Here is a 15,048-nt window from a genome sequence, read left to right on the forward strand (position 1 = left end):
TCGCTTCGCTCCTCGCAATGACGTGGAATATGGAGACGACGCACCATGGCCTTCCGCAAATGCCGCGAAGCACTGCGCTCGATCCTGTCCGGATCGACCTGCATCCGCCCGGGCTCGGTCTATGATGCGACCTCGATCCGGATCGCAGAAGACCTCGGCTTTGAGCTCGGCATGTTCGGCGGCTCGGTGGCCTCGCTTGCGGTGCTCGGCGACCCTGATGTCGCGCTGATCACGCTGACCGAGCTGGCCGAGCAGGTGCGCCGGATGTCGCGCGCCTCGACATTGCCCTTCGTGGTCGATGCCGACCATGGCTACGGCAATGCGCTCAACGTCCGCCGCACCGTGCAGGAGCTGGAGGCCGCCGGCGCCGCGGGCCTCACCATCGAGGACACCTTGCTGCCGCAGGCGTTCGGCCAGGCCAAGCCGCAGCTGATCTCGCTGGAGGAGGGCGTCGGCAAGATGAAGGCCGCGCTCGACGGCCGCAGCGATCCGTCGCTGGTCATCCTCGGCCGCACCGGCGCCGTCTCGATCACCAGCCTGGACGATGCAATCGCGCGTGCTAGAGCTTATGAGGCGGTCGGCGTCGATGGACTGTTCCTGACCGGCATCAAGTCGCGCAGCGAGCTGGAGGCGCTGTCGGCGGCAACGACCTTGCCGATCGTGACTGGCGGCGCACCGGAGGAGATGACTGCGCCCGACTATCTCGCCAGTCAGCGCGTCAGGATCGCGCTGCAGGGCCACGCGCCGTTTGCCGCCGCGACGCAAGCCGTCTACGAGACGCTGAAGGCGCTGCGCGAAGGCACCTCGCCGAAGCACCTGAAGGGCATTGCTTCGGCCGAACTGACCAGCCGCGCGATGCGCGAGTCGGAGATGAAAGCGCGCAGCAGCGAGTTTCTGGGCCTCAAGACATGAGCGGCGTGATCCGCCACGTCACCATCAGCGGCCGCGTCCAGGGCGTCGGTTACCGGGCATGGGTCGAGGACGAGGCGGTCTCGCGGGGCCTCGAGGGCTGGGTGCGCAACCGCCGCGACGGCAGCGTCGAGGCGGTGTTTTGTGGCCCCGAGGACGTCGTATCCGGGATGATCGCGGCATGCGATCGCGGGCCGGTGTCGGCGCGGGTCGGTGCCGTGCAGGCCGCATCAGGCAGTTCCGATCTTCTCAACCTGCGCCGGGCAGGGGAGCGGTTCTCGGTGCTGCCGACGCTGTAGGTCGCACTGCAAGGCGCCGCTTCACCCGGCGGCCGAAATCACCAGCGCCTGGATCTTGCCGTCGATTGCGCCCGTGCCGAAACGACGCGCCAGCGCCTCCGCGGCGCTTTTCGTCGCGGCCTCGAGCGCGGCTGCGCCGTGGCTCTCGATCTCGCCGCGCATCGGCGTGCCCTGGCAGTAGGCGATAGCCACATCTTGGGGCGACGCCGCCGGGCTTCGATGCGCGATCGTCTCGATCGCAATGTCCTTGAATCCCGCGGCGGCCAGGTCGGCGCGGATGCGCGCGGCATCATGGTAGCCATGCGGCGTGCGCGCCAGGAATTGCGGAGGGTTGTCCGGGAATAACGTCTGCAGCGCATGGATCACGACGTCGGCAAACTCATTGTCCGCGATCCGGTCCCAGACATTGAACAGCAAGTGTCCGCCGCCCCGCAGCACGCGGCGGGCTTCGGCATAGCCCTTGACCCGGTCGGGAAAGAACATCGCGCCAAACTGGCAGGCGACAACATCGAAGCTTGCATCCTCGAACGGCAGGGCAAGTGCGTCGGCCTGTTGCCAGGTGATGTCGGGCCGGTCCGGCATATTGGATTTCGCGCGCGCAATCATCGGCTCGTTCAGATCGGTTGCCACGATGCTGACATCGCGGCCGAGCGCCGACGACAGCGCGCGCGTCACCGCACCGGTCCCGGCGGCGGTCTCGAGCAGGTCGCGCGGCCGGCACGCCCTGACGCGCTGCGCGAGATCGCGCGCGTAGGGTTCGAAGATCATCGGCACGAGCAGCCGGTCGTAGAGTTCCGGAATGGAGCCGACGAACTCCTTGTCAGACGCTGCCATGGCTCGATCTCCTCCGCGCGGCCGCCGACCAGGCCGACGACATCCATCTGTCCAACCCGCCGCCAGCTTGAACGAACGCCGCGACGGCCACAAAGAAAAACCGCGTCACTCGCGCTGAATTGTCATCACACGCAGATCACAGAGATCGTGAGGCGGACAGTCTTTCGCGGTCGGGACGGGGCCCTTGACTTTCGCTCCGAACTGTCTGATATTTCTGTCATGACAGAAACAACCGCCAAGAAGAAACTCCCCACCGTCGTCGAGCGCTTCATCCTGCATTGGGGCGACATGGGCGACGAGTGGGGCGTCAACCGTTCGGTCAGCCAGATCCACGGGCTGCTCTATCTGGCGGAAGCGCCGATGACCGCGGAGGACATCGCCGACACGCTCGGCATGGCGCGCTCCAACGTTTCCAACTCGATCAAGGAATTGCTGGCCTGGGGGCTGATCCGCCGGGTGCCGATCCTCGGCGACCGCCGCGACCACTTCGAGGCCGAGACCGACATCTGGGAGGTCGCGGCCAGGATCGCCGCCGGCCGCAAGGAGCGCGAGATCGACCCGGCCGTCGCCGCGCTGCGCGCCTGCGTGTCCGACGCCGCCGACGATCCGGCGATCAGCCCGGTCGCCAGCAAGCGGCTGAAGGAGATGCTGGCGTTCACCGAGCTGGTCGACCGCTGGTACGAGCAGATGCTGAAGGTGCCGCGGCCGCGTTTGGTCGCGCTGATCAAGCTCGGCGAGAAGGTCGTGAGTTTCCTGCCGACAGGCAAAGCCAAATAGGGGCGGCGGTAACGGGAGTGTGCGATGGCGTCAGCAAGGATTTCCACCTTAAGGACATCGCCGGTCTCGGATACAAAACTGCTCGACGACCGTCGCTTCCGCACATTGCTGTCGGACGAGGATTGGGGGCGTCTCCCGGTCGCGATCTGGCGGCGATTTTCAAAGCGCTTCGAGGACGGCAACACCGTCGTCTATGTCGGCGAGGTCGATGAGGCCAGCTTCAGCCGAGCCGGCTGGTGGCTGGCGCGGGCGGCGCGCCTGATCGGCGGACCGCTGCCGACCGGCAGCGAGACGCAGGTGCCGATGGTCGTCACGGTCACCGAGGACGCCGCCAGCGGCGGCCAGATCTGGAGCCGGATCTGCGCGCGCCGCGACGGGTTTCCGCAGGTCATTCACTCCGCAAAACGCTTCGCCGGTCCGACCGGCCTGGAAGAGTATGTCGGCTTTGGCGTCAGCATGGCGCTGCGCATCGCGGTCGAGCACGAGGCGCTGGCGTTTCACAGCGTGTTCTATTCGCTGCAGCTCGGCCCATTTCGGCTGCGGCTGCCGGAATGGCTGACCCCCGGCGACCTCACCGTGACCCATTCCGATCTCGGCGGCGGCGACTTCCGCTTCACGCTCGAGATCATCCACCCGCGTTTTGGCCGGCTGCTGCGGCAGTCGGCCGTGTTCAGGGAGGCCTCGTCATGACGCCGCTGCTTTGGACGCTGATCGCGATACAGATCGTGATGGGCGTGTTCGACACCTTCTATCATCACGAGTTCACCGAGCGGCTGGCCTGGCGTCCCTCGCAGCGTTACGAGCTCAAGCTGCACGGCGTGCGCAACATGCTCTATGCACTGCTGTTCCTGGTGCTCGGCTGGCTCGAGGTGCACGGTATCTTCGCAATGGCGGTCATCGCGGTGCTGGTCGTCGAGGTCGTGATCACCTTGATGGACTTCGTCGAGGAGGATCTGAGCCGCAAGCTGCCGCCGAGCGAGCGGATCAATCACACGCTGCTCGCGCTCAACTATGGCGCCATCCTCGTGCTGCTGCTGCCGGTGCTGATCGGCTGGGCGATGCGGCCGACCGGCATCGTGCTGGCCTATACCGAATGGCTCAGCATCATTGCGGCCGCCTCGGCGGTCGGCGCCGCGCTGTGCGGCATCAGGGATTTCGCGGCGGCGCGGCGCCTCGGACGGATGACCTCGGTGCCTGCGGCGAGCTTGGTCGAGAAACTGCCGGCGCGGCAGACCGTGCTGGTCACCGGCGCGACCGGCTTCATCGGCAGCCGTCTGGTCGCAAGCCTCACCGCATCACGCCATCAGGTGATTGCGCTGATCCGCAACCCGGCCAAGGCCGACATGCTGCCGCCGCCGATCACGCTGATCACCGGCCTCGAGCAGCTGTCCGCCGACACGAAGATCGACGCGATCGTCAATCTCGCCGGCGAGCCGATTGGCAACGGCCTGTGGACCGAAGCCAAGCGCCGCAAAATTCTGGCCTCGCGCATCGACATGACCGCCGATGTCGTCAAGCTGATCGCGCGGCTGGAACACAAGCCGTCCGTGCTGGTGAACGGCTCGGCGATCGGCTGGTACGGGCTCTGGCAGGACCAGGTGCTGACCGAGTCGGCAAAATCTCACGCCTGCTTCAGTCATGAGCTGTGCGAGGCCTGGGAGAACGCGGCGCGGCCGGCCGCCGACCACGGCGTGCGCGTCGCTTACTTGCGGATCGGTCTCGTGATCGGCACTGATGGCGGCTTCATCACGCGGATGCTGACGCCGTTCGAGTTCGGGCTCGGCGGGCCGCTCGGCTCCGGCAAGCAGTGGATGTCGTGGATCGAGCGCGACGATCTGGTGCGACTGATCGCGCATGTGATCGCCAAGCCCGAACTGTCCGGCCCGATCAACGCGACCGCGCCGATCCCGGTGACCAACACGAAGTTCACCGAAGAGCTCGGCCGCCGTTTGCATCGACCCGCGATCTTCCGCGTTCCCGCCGCGCTGCTGCGCGCCGTCGGCGGCGACTTCGCCAACGAGCTCCTGCTCGGCGGCCAGCGCGTGCTGCCGAACAAGGCGCTGAGCAACGGCTTTGTATTCCGGCACGAAACCCTGCGCAGCGCGTTCGAGGCGATTTTGTGAGGAGGCGAGGATGTCCAGCAACTGTACCCACGCATTCGGGGGCTGGCTCGCGGGATGCGGCGCCGCGACGGCGGTCATCTCCGCCGTCGTGCAGACCTTCTTCATGATCGCATCAGGCGGCGATGTCGCGCGATTGCTGCAAGGGATCGCTGTGCTTGTGCTTCCTTCCGCAATGGTTTTCGTCATCACCTGCCTGCTGACCGCCATTCCTGCGGCCGTCGTCGTCTGGCTTGGCGAGGCGTTCCGAATCCGATCGGCGATGTTCTTTGGCTGCGCCGGCGCTGCGATCGGAGCCTTGAGCATCAGCGTGCTGATGCGGTCCGCCGCCGTCTGGACGTCGGGAGTAGGCATTCTGTTCATCGTGGCGGGGTTTGTCGCCGGCCTGACCTACTATTTCGTCACGCGCGAGCTCGCTGCCTACGAGCATTCGATGTGAGACCGCCTACGCTGTCGCGGCGACGCTGCGGAACGTCGCCGCCAGCGTCCGCAACGCCGCGAGCTTGGCGGGATCGCTGACCTTCGAATGCAGCATCACCTTCGAGGTGCCGAGCTTCGGCAGCTTGTGCGCCGGTCCGATATCGACCAGGCCCGGCGGCGCGATGCGGCGGACGAGGGGGGCGATCGCGAGGCCGGCGAGCGCGGCGGCGACCACCGCGGTGACGCCGCCGCCGACGAAGCTTTCGGTCCAGGGCACGCCGGCCTTGTCGAGGGCGCGAACGGCGAGCGCGCGCACCCCGCAGGGCGGTGCCAATGTCGCGAGCGGCAGCGCGTCGCCGCGCGGCCACACGAAGCGCTTTGCCGCGAACCAGCCGAATTCGTCTTCCGTCAGTTTCTCGCCGCCGCGCCGGCTGCCTTCCTGGCGCACGATCACGGCGTCGAGCTCGCCGGTGTCGTAGGCGTCGAGCACGGCGCGCGAGAAGCCGATGGTCACGGCGAGCGCCAGCTGCGAGGCCATCGCGTGCAGCCGCTCCAGCAGCGGCACCAGCTCGGGGCCGGCGGCATGATCGCTGATCCCGAGCGTCAGAAGCTGCCGCGCCGGCCGCTCGCCCGACAGCGCACGTTCATGCACCTCGATCAGCGCGCGGGCGTGGTGCAGGAAGGCGGCGCCGTCGGCGGTGAGCCGCACCGCGCGCGGCGAACGCTCGACCAGCCGCTTGCCGAGCACGGTCTCCAGCCGTTGCAGTTTCATGCTGATCGCTGCCTGCGTGGTGCCGAGTGCCTCGGCAGCGCGGGTAAAGCCCTGCAGCTCGGCGACGAGGAGGAAGGCCTGCACGGTATCGATGTCGAGCGTGGTCATAAATGATCAACAATCGTTATCATTGCTATTGGTATGGATAAGATACCAAGATGGTGCGGAAAGGTCTAGCTAGGAGGGGCGCGGTTGACCCGCGCCAACGGAATTCAAGGAGAGACCGACCATGCCCCTTATCACCGTCACCTACGCCACCTCGCGCCAGATGTCGTCGCTGAAGTCCGACATCGCCGCGGCCGTCTCGGAGCTCACTGCAAAGATCCTGCACAAGGATCCCAAGGTCACCGCGATCATCGTGAAGTCGGCCGATGCCGCCGACTGGTTTGCCGGGGGGAAGTCGCTCGCCGAGCAGAACCTCGCCAGCTACTGGCTCGACATCCACATTACTGAGGGCACCAACACCAAGGACGAGAAGGCGGCCTATCTCGCTGCGCTGTTCCAGCGGATGGGCGAGCTGCTCGGGCCGCTCCACAACGAGAGTTACGCCCATGTCGACGAGGTCAGGGGCGACGCCTACGGCTTCGGCGGCCTCACTCAGGAGCGCCGCTACATCGCCGGCAAGCTCGAGGTCGCGCCGCAGAAGGCGGCAGCTTGATCGCCGGCTGCGTGTCTCACGGACACCGTCCGCCGATCGCGCTCTCGATCGTCCCGGTCCAGGCGGCATAGCCATCGGCGCTGAGATGGATGCCGTCCTCGACCTGCGCCTTCGCCGGCGTGTTCAGCGTGCCGACATCGATCAGCGCAAGCGAGCGATCGCGGGCGGTCTGCCGGATCGTCCGGTCGATGTCGGCGAAGCGCGCGCGATCGATGGCATTGGCCAGCACGCCGGTGTCGGCAATCGGCGCCAGCGACACGACGAAGACCTTGCCGCCGTGCGCGCCGGCCCGCCGCACGATCTCTTGATAGCTCTCGGCAAACGGACGGCGGTCGACCACCAGGCTGTCATTGACGCCGACTGAGACCACGACAATGGCCGGGGCAAACCCGACGCGGCCGAACTCCTTCAGCAACTGCAGCACGCCGCTCGCGACCGCGCCGGCATAGCCGGCGTTGAAAACGGGCCGGCCGCAGAGCGCAGGGGAAAAGCTCGCGCTCTCGACGAGGCTGTCGCCGACGAACGCGATCGCTTTGTCGGTGCCATGACGCGCCATGAAATCCTGCACGCGCCGCACCGTTGCGTCCTGTCGAAGCTTTTCGACCGGCGTTTCCAGCAGCTGATACGACAAGGTCGCCGCGGCCACGACGACGAACGCCACCAGCACCCCCTTGCGCATCAGGTCACAGCGCTGCTTCTTCGCGCGTCGCGCTCGCGGCAGCCCCGAACACCTCGGCAAACGCCTGCCGGAGCGCGATGTCGACGTCGGCCATGGTGACGGGCAGCCCGAGATCGACCAGCGAGGTGACGCCGTAGCGCGGATCGACCACGCCGCAGGGTACGATGGCCTGGAAGTGCGACAGGTCAGGCTCGACATTGATCGCGATGCCGTGGAACGAGACCCAACGCCGCAGCCGGACGCCGATCGCGGCGATCTTGTCCTCGTGGCCCGGACCCTTGTCGGGGCGCTTGACCCAGACCCCGACGCGATCCTCGCGGCGCTCGCCGCGGACGTTGAAAGCGTCGAGCGTCCGGATGATCCATTCTTCCAGTGAGGCGACATAGGCGCGAACGTCGGGCCGGCGCCGCTTGAGGTCGAGCATCACATAGGCGACCCGCTGGCCGGGGCCGTGATACGTGACCTGGCCGCCGCGGCCGCTCTGGAAGGTCGGAAACCGCGGATCGAGCAGATCGCCGGCTTTGCCGCTGGTGCCGGAGGTATAGAGCGGCGGGTGCTCCAGCAGCCAGACCAATTCGGGCGCCGAGCCGGCCGCAATCGCCGCCACCCTTGCGTCCATCTCGGCGAGGGAATCGGGGTAGGGCACCGGTACGTCCGAAATCCGCCATTCGACCGTGTCGCCGCCCGGCGGGCGCGCAAATCGTGTCAAATCAAGGCTTTGGCGGTCGTTAACCATTGGCTAACCCTAACGTGGTCAGGTGAACCCACAAGTTAGTTCCCCGGTTGGCGGTTCAGAAGTGGCGACCCTCGATAAAGTCAGCGTCGATCTCATGGTGGTCCTCGGCACGACCACAATGCCGATTCATCAGGTGATGCGGCTGTCCCGTGGCGCCATCATCGAACTGGACGCCACCGAGGCCGACGAGGTCAAGATCCTCGCCAACAACCTGCCGATTGCCAGCGGCGTCGTCCTGGTCGACCGCAACCGGATTGCGGTCGAGGTCAAGCAAATGCTGCCGAAATCCCCGGGTGTCCGCAGTTAATTTGCTCATCAATCGCCTTGTCCCGGCATCCGTGATTTGTTACATCGCGCCGTCGATCCGGCGGCGCCCCAAAGGTTCCATCCAAAGGGCTCCATCCGGCATCCCAAAGCGCTCGTGGCGGAATTGGTAGACGCGCTGCCTTGAGGTGGCAGTGGGTAACACCGTGGGGGTTCGAGTCCCTCCGAGCGCACCACCCTCAAATCATTGCAGAAATCAGGGCTTGTCGGCTCTGTCTGCCGAGCGTGAATCTCGGACAGAACGAGAACCTGGGGCGTTTGCTGGGGCGTTTGAAATCGGCCATAGTGCGGCCGATGACGATCTCGGATTCCGAAGCCGCCTATGTCGAGAAGGTCCGGAACGACCGCGACGACGCGCGCGGCGAAGCCTGGCGTCTGAAGGTGCTCCTCGAAGAGATCAAATTGACGCTGCGGAACGACTGGCCGGCCGACGCCAAGGTGCAGTGGCTGATCGAGCGGCTCGAGGTCTAGCGCGCCGCCCACCACAGCCCGATGTTTGACTCGCCCGGTCACGCCGCCTTCTGTAACTTGATCCCGGGGCGCAGCCCGGCGCGCTGCGCAAGCCGGACCAGCATGCTCAGGCTGAACCGGTTGATCTTTCCGTTCTTGATCTCCGATGCCCGAGCCTGGGTAACGCCGGGCTGTTCCGCCGCTTCGGTCTGCGTCAATCCGGACTTGCTCAGCCATTTGTTGATGCCGGAAAGCAATTTGGCGCGCATCTCAAGCTCTGCAGCTTCTTCCTCGGAGAAGAGGTCGTGGAAAACTGATCTTGCCATCATCGTCACCTGATTTGTCTCAGTCGTGCTTGGCGAGGTCTATGCCAATTCTGGCATAGCCAATTTCGGCGACAGGTGGCGGACCGATCACGTCCACACCTGAAGCCGGCCGGTAAAGCTTTGCAGCGTGAACAGGCCTTGGGCGGCGGCGAGTGCGGCCGCGGAGGTGTCGCGGTCACCGTTTGCGGCTGTCCGCGCGAACAGCTGGGCGAGCGGGCCCAGCGACGCCAGCTGGTAGGTTCCTGCCAGCGGCGCCAGCAGGCGCTCGCGTGCGGAGGCGTGCAGGCCGGCTTCCGCAAAGCCGATCAGCGCATCGACACCGCCTTGCAGCAGCCGGGAGGTCTGACGCACGGTGGCGTCGGCCGGTGGGGGCGGGGCGAATTGGGCGACGGTGCGGCGCAGGCCGGCCATGATGCGGGAGACCACGTCCTTGCCCGGTGCAGGCGCGCGCTCGGGGAAATCGAGCAGCGTCGCCGTGTCGCCCCACAGCGCGATCGGCTCCAGCACCAGCTTTCCGGCTTCGGGCCGCGCCAGCGCGACGATGGCGAACGGCCGCTTGTTGCCGGCATCGCCGAGCGCAGCCTCGAGCGCCGCGATGCGGCGCGCGCCGAGCCCGCGTCCGTCGTCGTCATGATCGAGCGTGAGGGAAATCCAGCTGCCGCTCGCATCCATCAGCGGCCAGCGCAGGCGCTGGGTCAGGTCATCGAACACGAGCGGCGCGATGCGGCTCGGCAGCAGCACGACCGGCTCGGCGGCAAGCGGCGGCGCATCGAGCGACGGCGCGAACGCGCGGGCGAGATGGCCGCCCAGCATCGGCCACGATAGATGGGCAAGGCCGGCGAGGGGCGCATCGAGATCCTGCGCCCAGGCGACGACCGGATCGCGGCTCGGCTTGAACGGCGCGACCTGTTCGGCGCGGCTGCTCTGCGACAGCGACAGCCGGCCGGTCGCCGACGCCTGCGCGCCGGACAGGCGGAAGGTCGACGATGACAGCCGCGCCAGCGTGTAGCCCCACACCGCCTGGGTGCGATAGGCGTCGCGCGGATCGAAGCGGATGTCGTGGGCGGTGCTGCGCGCGAGCGTGGCGGTGAAGCGCCGTCCCGTGGCGGGCTCGACGAAATGCCCGGTCACGCCGACTGCGCCCGTGATGGTCTCGAACATCGCGGCGCCGAGCCCGATCAGATCGACATCGCCGATCGGCTCGTATTCCGCGCGCACCGTGCCGGCCAGCCGCCGCAGCCGCGCGTCCTCCTTGGTCTGCGACAGCGCGTGGAGCAGGGCATGCGCGAAGGCGATTTCGCGCAGCAACTCGACCGGATCGTGATTGACGTTGCGCAAGCGGCGCTGCTCCAGCCCCTCGGCGATGCGGCGCAGGCTGGCGGACAGACGCGGCATCGCCTCGGCGCGGCTGGAGACCGCGAGCAGCATCAGCCGCTCTTCGAGTGCGCGCGACGGCACCGCAAAACCCTGCGCATAGGCGCGGCGCACCGAATCCTGCATCGCCGCGAGCAGCGGGCCGTCGGGTGCAAACTCCTTCGGCTCGGCGGCAGCTTCCGCGTCATCGAGCTCGATTGCCTCCTGGCCGAAATGACGCCGCGCGGCGAGGATCGCGGCGGCGTGGCCCGCAGGGCGGCGGCGCTCGGGCAGGCCGGATGCGATCGCGCTAAACTCGCCGTGGCCGGGAATCGCGACCTCGATCTCCTCCGCCTTCGATCGCAGCACGACCTTGAGCGAGAGTGGGCCGGGCTCGACCGTGACGGCATCGGCCAGCGCGAACAGCCGCATCGCCTCGCGTAGGCCGGTCTTGCCGGCCGCGCTTTGCAGCGCCTTGCGATCGAACGCCGCAAGCCGAGCCGGCCAATCGATCTCGACGGCCGGTGCCGCCGGCTGCTCGCCACCCTGTGTCCGCAGCGCGAGGACGACCGCGATGCGGTGCCGGCAAGTGGTTGCGGCCGGGCAGCTGCAGCGCCCCTGGGCAAGTCCCATGTCGTCGAGCCGCACCGTGGCGCCCTCGATCTTGCCGACGATCTCGTCGGCGCCGATCGCTTCGAACTGCACGTTGGCGGCATCGGTGCGGGCGCGGCGTACGATGCCCTTGGAGGTCATCGTCTCCAGCGTGGCATCGTCGATCTGCGCATAGAGCGAGATGAGTTTGGTCATCGAGGCCCTAATCCATGATTCCGACCAGCCATTCGGCGAAGCGGTCGGGCGTCATCGCCGCGATCTGCATGCCGAGGCCGGCCAGCTTTTCCGCGGCCGAGCGGTTGAACACCGCCTCGCCGTTGGTGTCGAGCGCGGCGAGGCCGATCAGCCGGGTGCGGGCTTCCGCGAGGCGCCGGACACAGCGCAGCAACTCGGCGAGCGAGCCGCCTTCCTCGAAATCGCTGATCAGCGCGATCACGGTGCGGCTCGGGTTGACGACCAGGCTCTCGCAATAGGTCATGGCGCGGGCGATGTCGGTGCCGCCGCCGAGTTGTACCGAGAGCAAGAGATCGACCGGATCGGCAAGCTTGTCGGACATATCGACGATCGAGGTGTCAAAGGCGACGAAGCGCACATCGACCGCCGGCAATCCTGCAAGGATCGAGGCCATCACGGTGGCGTGGATCAGCGAGTTCAGCATCGAGCCGCTCTGGTCGACGCACAGGATGATGGTCCAGGGCATGCGCCGCTTCTGTCGCGAGACGAAATGCAGCCGCTCGGCGATGATCGCCTTACGCTCGGGATCGAAGTGGCGCAGGTTGTCGCGGATGGTGCGGCGCAGATCGAGATTGGCCGCCGAGCGCAGCCGGCCGCGGCGAAAGCGATCACGCCGGCCCGACAGCGCGCGCTCCATCTCGGCCTTCAGTTTGCGCTTCAGATCCTCGACCACCGCATCCACCACCCGGCGGATCGCCTCGACCAGATTTCGGTCCGCCTTGCCCTTGAAGGCGAGCAGCACCTTCATCAGGTCGAGATTGGGCTGCAGCTTCTCGAGCGCGGCCGGACTGGCGAACAGGCCGGCGAGGCCGAGATCGTTCAGCGCATGGCCCTGAATGGTCTCGAACACCGAAGCCGGAAACAGCTTGCGGCTGTCGGTGAGCCAGTCGGGAATCGTGATCTGGCTCGGATCGAGCGAGCCCTTGCGGCCGCTGCCGAGCCGCAGGCCGCGCTGACGGCCGCGCTCCGCATAGATGCGCTCGAGGAGTTGATCGCGACGGCGATCCTCCGCCGACAGGCCCGAACCGCCGAGCTGGTTCTCTGCATAGCGCCCGAGCGCCATGCGCCAGCGCAGCAGGCGGCGGGTTTTCTCGGCGGACAATTGCGTGGGCTTGTCGCCGGGCGTCATGGCGCGGGCTCCAGCCAGGCTGCAAGGCCGTCCGCTTGCCATTGGCTGCGCAGACGCTCGCTGAGCATGAGATGATCCGCCAGCACCCGCGCGTCCGGCACCCGCTGCAGCAGCGCAAGATCGTCCTCGCTTGCGCCGTGCGCCGCCGCAACGATCGCGGCAACCTTGTCGGTCTCCTGCGGGCTGAGCTCGGCAAACGCCATGCGCAGTTGCGGCAACAGGTCGAGGAAGCCCTGGTCGTCGACGGCGCCGAACAGGTCGTCGATGGCGGTGATGACGCTGCTGTCATTGACGAACAGCTGCGGCGCCAGCGCCATCACGCCCGACAATGTGCGAATGGCATCGCCGGGGCGCTCGAATGCACCGGCCAACGCGGCCGACAATCGCTGACCGGCCTCGGCCTCGTCGATCAGGCTGACCAAAGCGGCCAGCGCAATGACGGCGCCGGTCAGCTGCGGATCGAGCTGCGCGGACATCAGACCCTGCAAGGCGTCGCGCAGCGGCTGGGTCGGGAACGGCGGATCGGGATCGGCCATCGCCTCGGCCAGCGCCGCGAGACACGCGATCGCGCCGCCGACATTGTCGGCGTTGACGGCGGCAAGGTCGGGCAGCAGTTCGGCGATGCGCCGCGCCAGCCGGTCGAGCAGGGCAGGCAGCAGGTCCGCGAATGCCTTGATGGCAGCGTCGGACGGCATCGCCCTAGCCCGGCTGTTGAGCGCCTGACCGATCACCAGCGCGTTGGTCAGGCGCAGCAGCTGGGTGTCCGCACCGACGGCCTCGCTGACGGCTGCGATCAGCGTCTCGGCGGCGCTGCCGATCCCGGCATCGAAGGCAATGCTGAGAAGATTGAACGCCGCCTCGGCATTGTTGCGCTGGCCTTCCTGTTCGAGATCTTCGAGCCTGCGGATCAGGAGTGCGGCGGCAACATCGCGGACGGTTTCGCCATCGCCGGCCCGCTCGATCAGCGCGGCCTCGACGGCAGGCGACCAGGCATAGGTCCAGGTCTCCATCAGCATGTCGGCGCGGAAGCCGTAGACCCGGTCCGGGCCCTTGACCCGCTCGGCGAAGGGCGGCGCGACCAGCCGCATCGCGTACAGGAACCGGCTGGTCTGGCCGTGGCGCGGCTTACGGTAGATATCGAGCTCGCGCGTCTTGGGTATGGCGTCGTCGAGCGACAGGCCGAGCGATCGTGCCTCGCTGCCCGTGCGCTCGATCAGCGGCGGCAGCCGGCTGCCGGGCGGCAGGTCGCCGAGGCGGTCGCCCTGGAGATATGTCGTGAAGGCGGCGAGCAGCGGATGCGCGCCGACCTCGATCTCCTGCTTGATCGCGGAGGACTGCAGCGCGTCGAACAGCTCGGTTCGTCCCGGCTCGGACAGTCCGCGCAGCTCGGCCAGCCGTCGCGCTGTTTCGACCATCGACTGCAGCGTCGGGAACGAGAACGTCAGCGCCGGTTCTTTCTCGATCAGATGGGCGCGAAAGCCGACCAGGATGTCTTCCGTCAGCGTGCTCTGCGCGTCGTCGGTTCCGATCAGGCGTTGCCACACCCGCTCGTAGAAGCCCGGCAGCGGCAGGCCAGCGCCATAGCCGTTGAGCCGGTCGAGCGCGCGAAAATCGTAGCGGACAAGCCACGCATTCGAGCGGGCCGCGGCGCCGGCCGGCCGCGACGCATCGGTATGCGCATCGATCAGCGCGGGCGTGTGAAAGCCGCCGGTGATGATGGCGATCGGTCCGGAGCGCGCCGCGATCGCCTCCTGGATGCAGGAACGCATCATGGCCTCGCGCGGCAGCGTCCCGTCGGCCTCCAGCTCGTCCGGGTCCGACGCGGCGCGCAGCGCGGAGCAATAGGCGCCGACGCTGGCAAAGAAGCCCCGCCAGTCGGTGCCGCGGGCACGCGCCTCGAACAGGCCGTCCCACAGCGCGAGGCCGTCGCGAAAGCCGGTCCGCGCGCACATCGCCTCCACATAGGCGCCGCGATCGAACATGGTTTCCCGCATCGGCAGCAGCGGTTGGTCCTGGCGGTCGCGACGGTCGGACAGCATTGCGGGGTGACGCGACGGCAGGTCGATGAAGCGAACGGTGGCGCCGAGCTCAGTCGCTTGCTGGATCGCGACGAATTCGGGCGAATGCCGGCAGATCGGATAGTAGGTGGTGCCGCCGCGACCTTTCTCGGCCGCGTCGGGCAGCGCCACCATGGCGACCGGCGGCACGACGCCCGGCGCCAGCAGCTCGGTGATCAGCGGTTCGAAATCGACCGGCCCCTCGATCAGGACGGCAGAGGGGCGGATCACGCGCAGCGCCTCGCGCAGATGTAGCGCGCAGGCCGGCGAGTGATGACGGATCGGAAAGAAATGAAGGTTGCGCTCGGCGTCAAACAGGCGGATGGCGGTTGCGGCGGGATCGAGTACGCTCATGCCGT

17 protein-coding genes and 1 tRNA gene are annotated in these 15,048 nt (G+C 67.4%); 10 read left to right on the forward strand and 8 right to left on the reverse strand.

Annotation, left to right across the window (positions count from 1 at the left end; translation table 11 throughout):
* Nucleotides 1–45 precede the first annotated feature (45 nt).
* Both CI41S_RS30520 and CI41S_RS30525 read left to right on the forward strand, forming a co-directional pair.
* Nucleotides 46–912, forward strand: coding sequence for an isocitrate lyase/PEP mutase family protein (locus CI41S_RS30520; protein ID WP_139862889.1), 867 nt, complete (start codon nt 46–48; stop codon nt 910–912).
* The gene (locus CI41S_RS30525) at nt 909–1,208 is read left to right on the forward strand and encodes an acylphosphatase (protein ID WP_139862890.1); all 300 of its coding nucleotides are present in this window, start codon (nt 909–911) and stop codon (nt 1,206–1,208) included. The genes CI41S_RS30520 and CI41S_RS30525 overlap by 4 nt, the downstream gene beginning before the upstream one ends.
* A gap of 21 nt (nt 1,209–1,229) precedes the next feature.
* Here CI41S_RS30525 and CI41S_RS30530 read toward each other — a convergent pair whose 3' ends face one another.
* Entirely contained in the window at nt 1,230–2,042 is an 813-nt protein-coding gene (locus tag CI41S_RS30530; RefSeq protein ID WP_139862891.1) for a class I SAM-dependent methyltransferase, read from the reverse strand.
* A gap of 219 nt (nt 2,043–2,261) precedes the next feature.
* Between CI41S_RS30530 and CI41S_RS30535 the strand changes: the two genes are divergently transcribed.
* Genes CI41S_RS30535 through CI41S_RS30550 form a run of 4 tightly spaced genes read left to right on the forward strand, consistent with a single transcriptional unit; the run spans nt 2,262 to nt 5,378 of the window.
* A complete protein-coding gene (locus tag CI41S_RS30535; protein ID WP_172628247.1) occupies nt 2,262–2,819 on the forward strand; it encodes a GbsR/MarR family transcriptional regulator in 558 nt (185 codons plus the stop codon).
* 24 nt (nt 2,820–2,843) lie between these two features.
* A complete protein-coding gene (locus tag CI41S_RS30540; RefSeq protein ID WP_139862893.1) occupies nt 2,844–3,509 on the forward strand; it encodes a DUF4166 domain-containing protein in 666 nt (221 codons plus the stop codon).
* Nucleotides 3,506–4,942 carry a TIGR01777 family oxidoreductase gene (locus CI41S_RS30545; protein WP_139862894.1) on the forward strand — a complete coding sequence of 479 codons (1,437 nt, stop codon included), beginning with the start codon at nt 3,506–3,508 and terminating at the stop codon, nt 4,940–4,942. Before CI41S_RS30540 ends, CI41S_RS30545 begins: the two co-directional genes overlap by 4 nt.
* Nucleotides 4,943–4,952: 10 nt before the next feature.
* Complete coding sequence (locus CI41S_RS30550; RefSeq protein ID WP_139862895.1) at nt 4,953–5,378, forward strand: hypothetical protein; 426 nt, start codon at nt 4,953–4,955, stop codon at nt 5,376–5,378.
* A gap of 6 nt (nt 5,379–5,384) precedes the next feature.
* On the opposite strand, the gene CI41S_RS30555 is transcribed toward CI41S_RS30550, so the two are convergent.
* Nucleotides 5,385–6,239 carry a LysR family transcriptional regulator gene (locus tag CI41S_RS30555; RefSeq protein WP_139862896.1) on the reverse strand — a complete coding sequence of 285 codons (855 nt, stop codon included), beginning with the start codon at nt 6,237–6,239 and terminating at the stop codon, nt 5,385–5,387.
* Nucleotides 6,240–6,360: 121 nt separating this feature from the next.
* On the opposite strand from CI41S_RS30555, the gene CI41S_RS30560 reads away from it, so the two are divergent.
* On the forward strand, nt 6,361–6,789 hold the full coding sequence (locus tag CI41S_RS30560) for a tautomerase family protein (protein ID WP_139862897.1): 429 nt from the start codon (nt 6,361–6,363) through the stop codon (nt 6,787–6,789).
* Between the two features lie 16 nt (nt 6,790–6,805).
* Here the strand turns inward: CI41S_RS30560 and CI41S_RS30565 are convergent, their stop codons facing one another.
* Nucleotides 6,806–7,468 (reverse strand): GDSL-type esterase/lipase family protein, encoded by a 663-nt coding sequence (locus tag CI41S_RS30565; protein WP_139862898.1) that lies wholly within the window; start codon nt 7,466–7,468, stop codon nt 6,806–6,808.
* A gap of 4 nt (nt 7,469–7,472) precedes the next feature.
* The gene (lipB, locus tag CI41S_RS30570; protein ID WP_139862899.1) at nt 7,473–8,204 is read right to left on the reverse strand and encodes a lipoyl(octanoyl) transferase LipB; all 732 of its coding nucleotides are present in this window, start codon (nt 8,202–8,204) and stop codon (nt 7,473–7,475) included.
* A gap of 61 nt (nt 8,205–8,265) precedes the next feature.
* Here lipB and CI41S_RS30575 point away from each other — a divergent pair, with 61 nt between their 5' ends.
* The 3 genes from CI41S_RS30575 (at nt 8,266) to CI41S_RS43775 (ending at nt 8,999) form a co-directional block, all read left to right on the forward strand.
* Nucleotides 8,266–8,511: a FliM/FliN family flagellar motor switch protein gene (locus CI41S_RS30575; RefSeq protein WP_139484458.1), complete on the forward strand. Its 246-nt coding sequence runs from the start codon at nt 8,266–8,268 to the stop codon at nt 8,509–8,511.
* A 108-nt stretch (nt 8,512–8,619) separates the two neighbouring features.
* Nucleotides 8,620–8,704 (forward strand) — tRNA-Leu (locus tag CI41S_RS30580).
* Nucleotides 8,705–8,822: 118 nt separating this feature from the next.
* The gene (locus tag CI41S_RS43775) at nt 8,823–8,999 is read left to right on the forward strand and encodes a hypothetical protein (protein ID WP_172626982.1); all 177 of its coding nucleotides are present in this window, start codon (nt 8,823–8,825) and stop codon (nt 8,997–8,999) included.
* Nucleotides 9,000–9,037: 38 nt separating this feature from the next.
* Here CI41S_RS43775 and CI41S_RS30585 read toward each other — a convergent pair whose 3' ends face one another.
* The 4 genes from CI41S_RS30585 to CI41S_RS30600 form a co-directional block, all read right to left on the reverse strand.
* Entirely contained in the window at nt 9,038–9,307 is a 270-nt protein-coding gene (locus CI41S_RS30585) for a helix-turn-helix domain-containing protein (protein ID WP_244626741.1), read from the reverse strand.
* An 84-nt stretch (nt 9,308–9,391) separates the two neighbouring features.
* Entirely contained in the window at nt 9,392–11,464 is a 2,073-nt protein-coding gene (locus tag CI41S_RS30590) for an SWIM zinc finger family protein (protein ID WP_139862901.1), read from the reverse strand.
* Between the two features lie 7 nt (nt 11,465–11,471).
* Nucleotides 11,472–12,632: a VWA domain-containing protein gene (locus CI41S_RS30595; protein ID WP_139484461.1), complete on the reverse strand. Its 1,161-nt coding sequence runs from the start codon at nt 12,630–12,632 to the stop codon at nt 11,472–11,474.
* Nucleotides 12,629–15,043, reverse strand: coding sequence for a DUF5682 family protein (locus tag CI41S_RS30600; protein WP_139862902.1), 2,415 nt, complete (start codon nt 15,041–15,043; stop codon nt 12,629–12,631). Before CI41S_RS30600 ends, CI41S_RS30595 begins: the two co-directional genes overlap by 4 nt.
* Nucleotides 15,044–15,048: the final 5 nt, after the last annotated feature.

The organism is Bradyrhizobium ivorense (assembly GCF_900696085.1).
GTDB classification, from domain to species: Bacteria; Pseudomonadota; Alphaproteobacteria; order Rhizobiales; family Xanthobacteraceae; genus Bradyrhizobium; species Bradyrhizobium ivorense.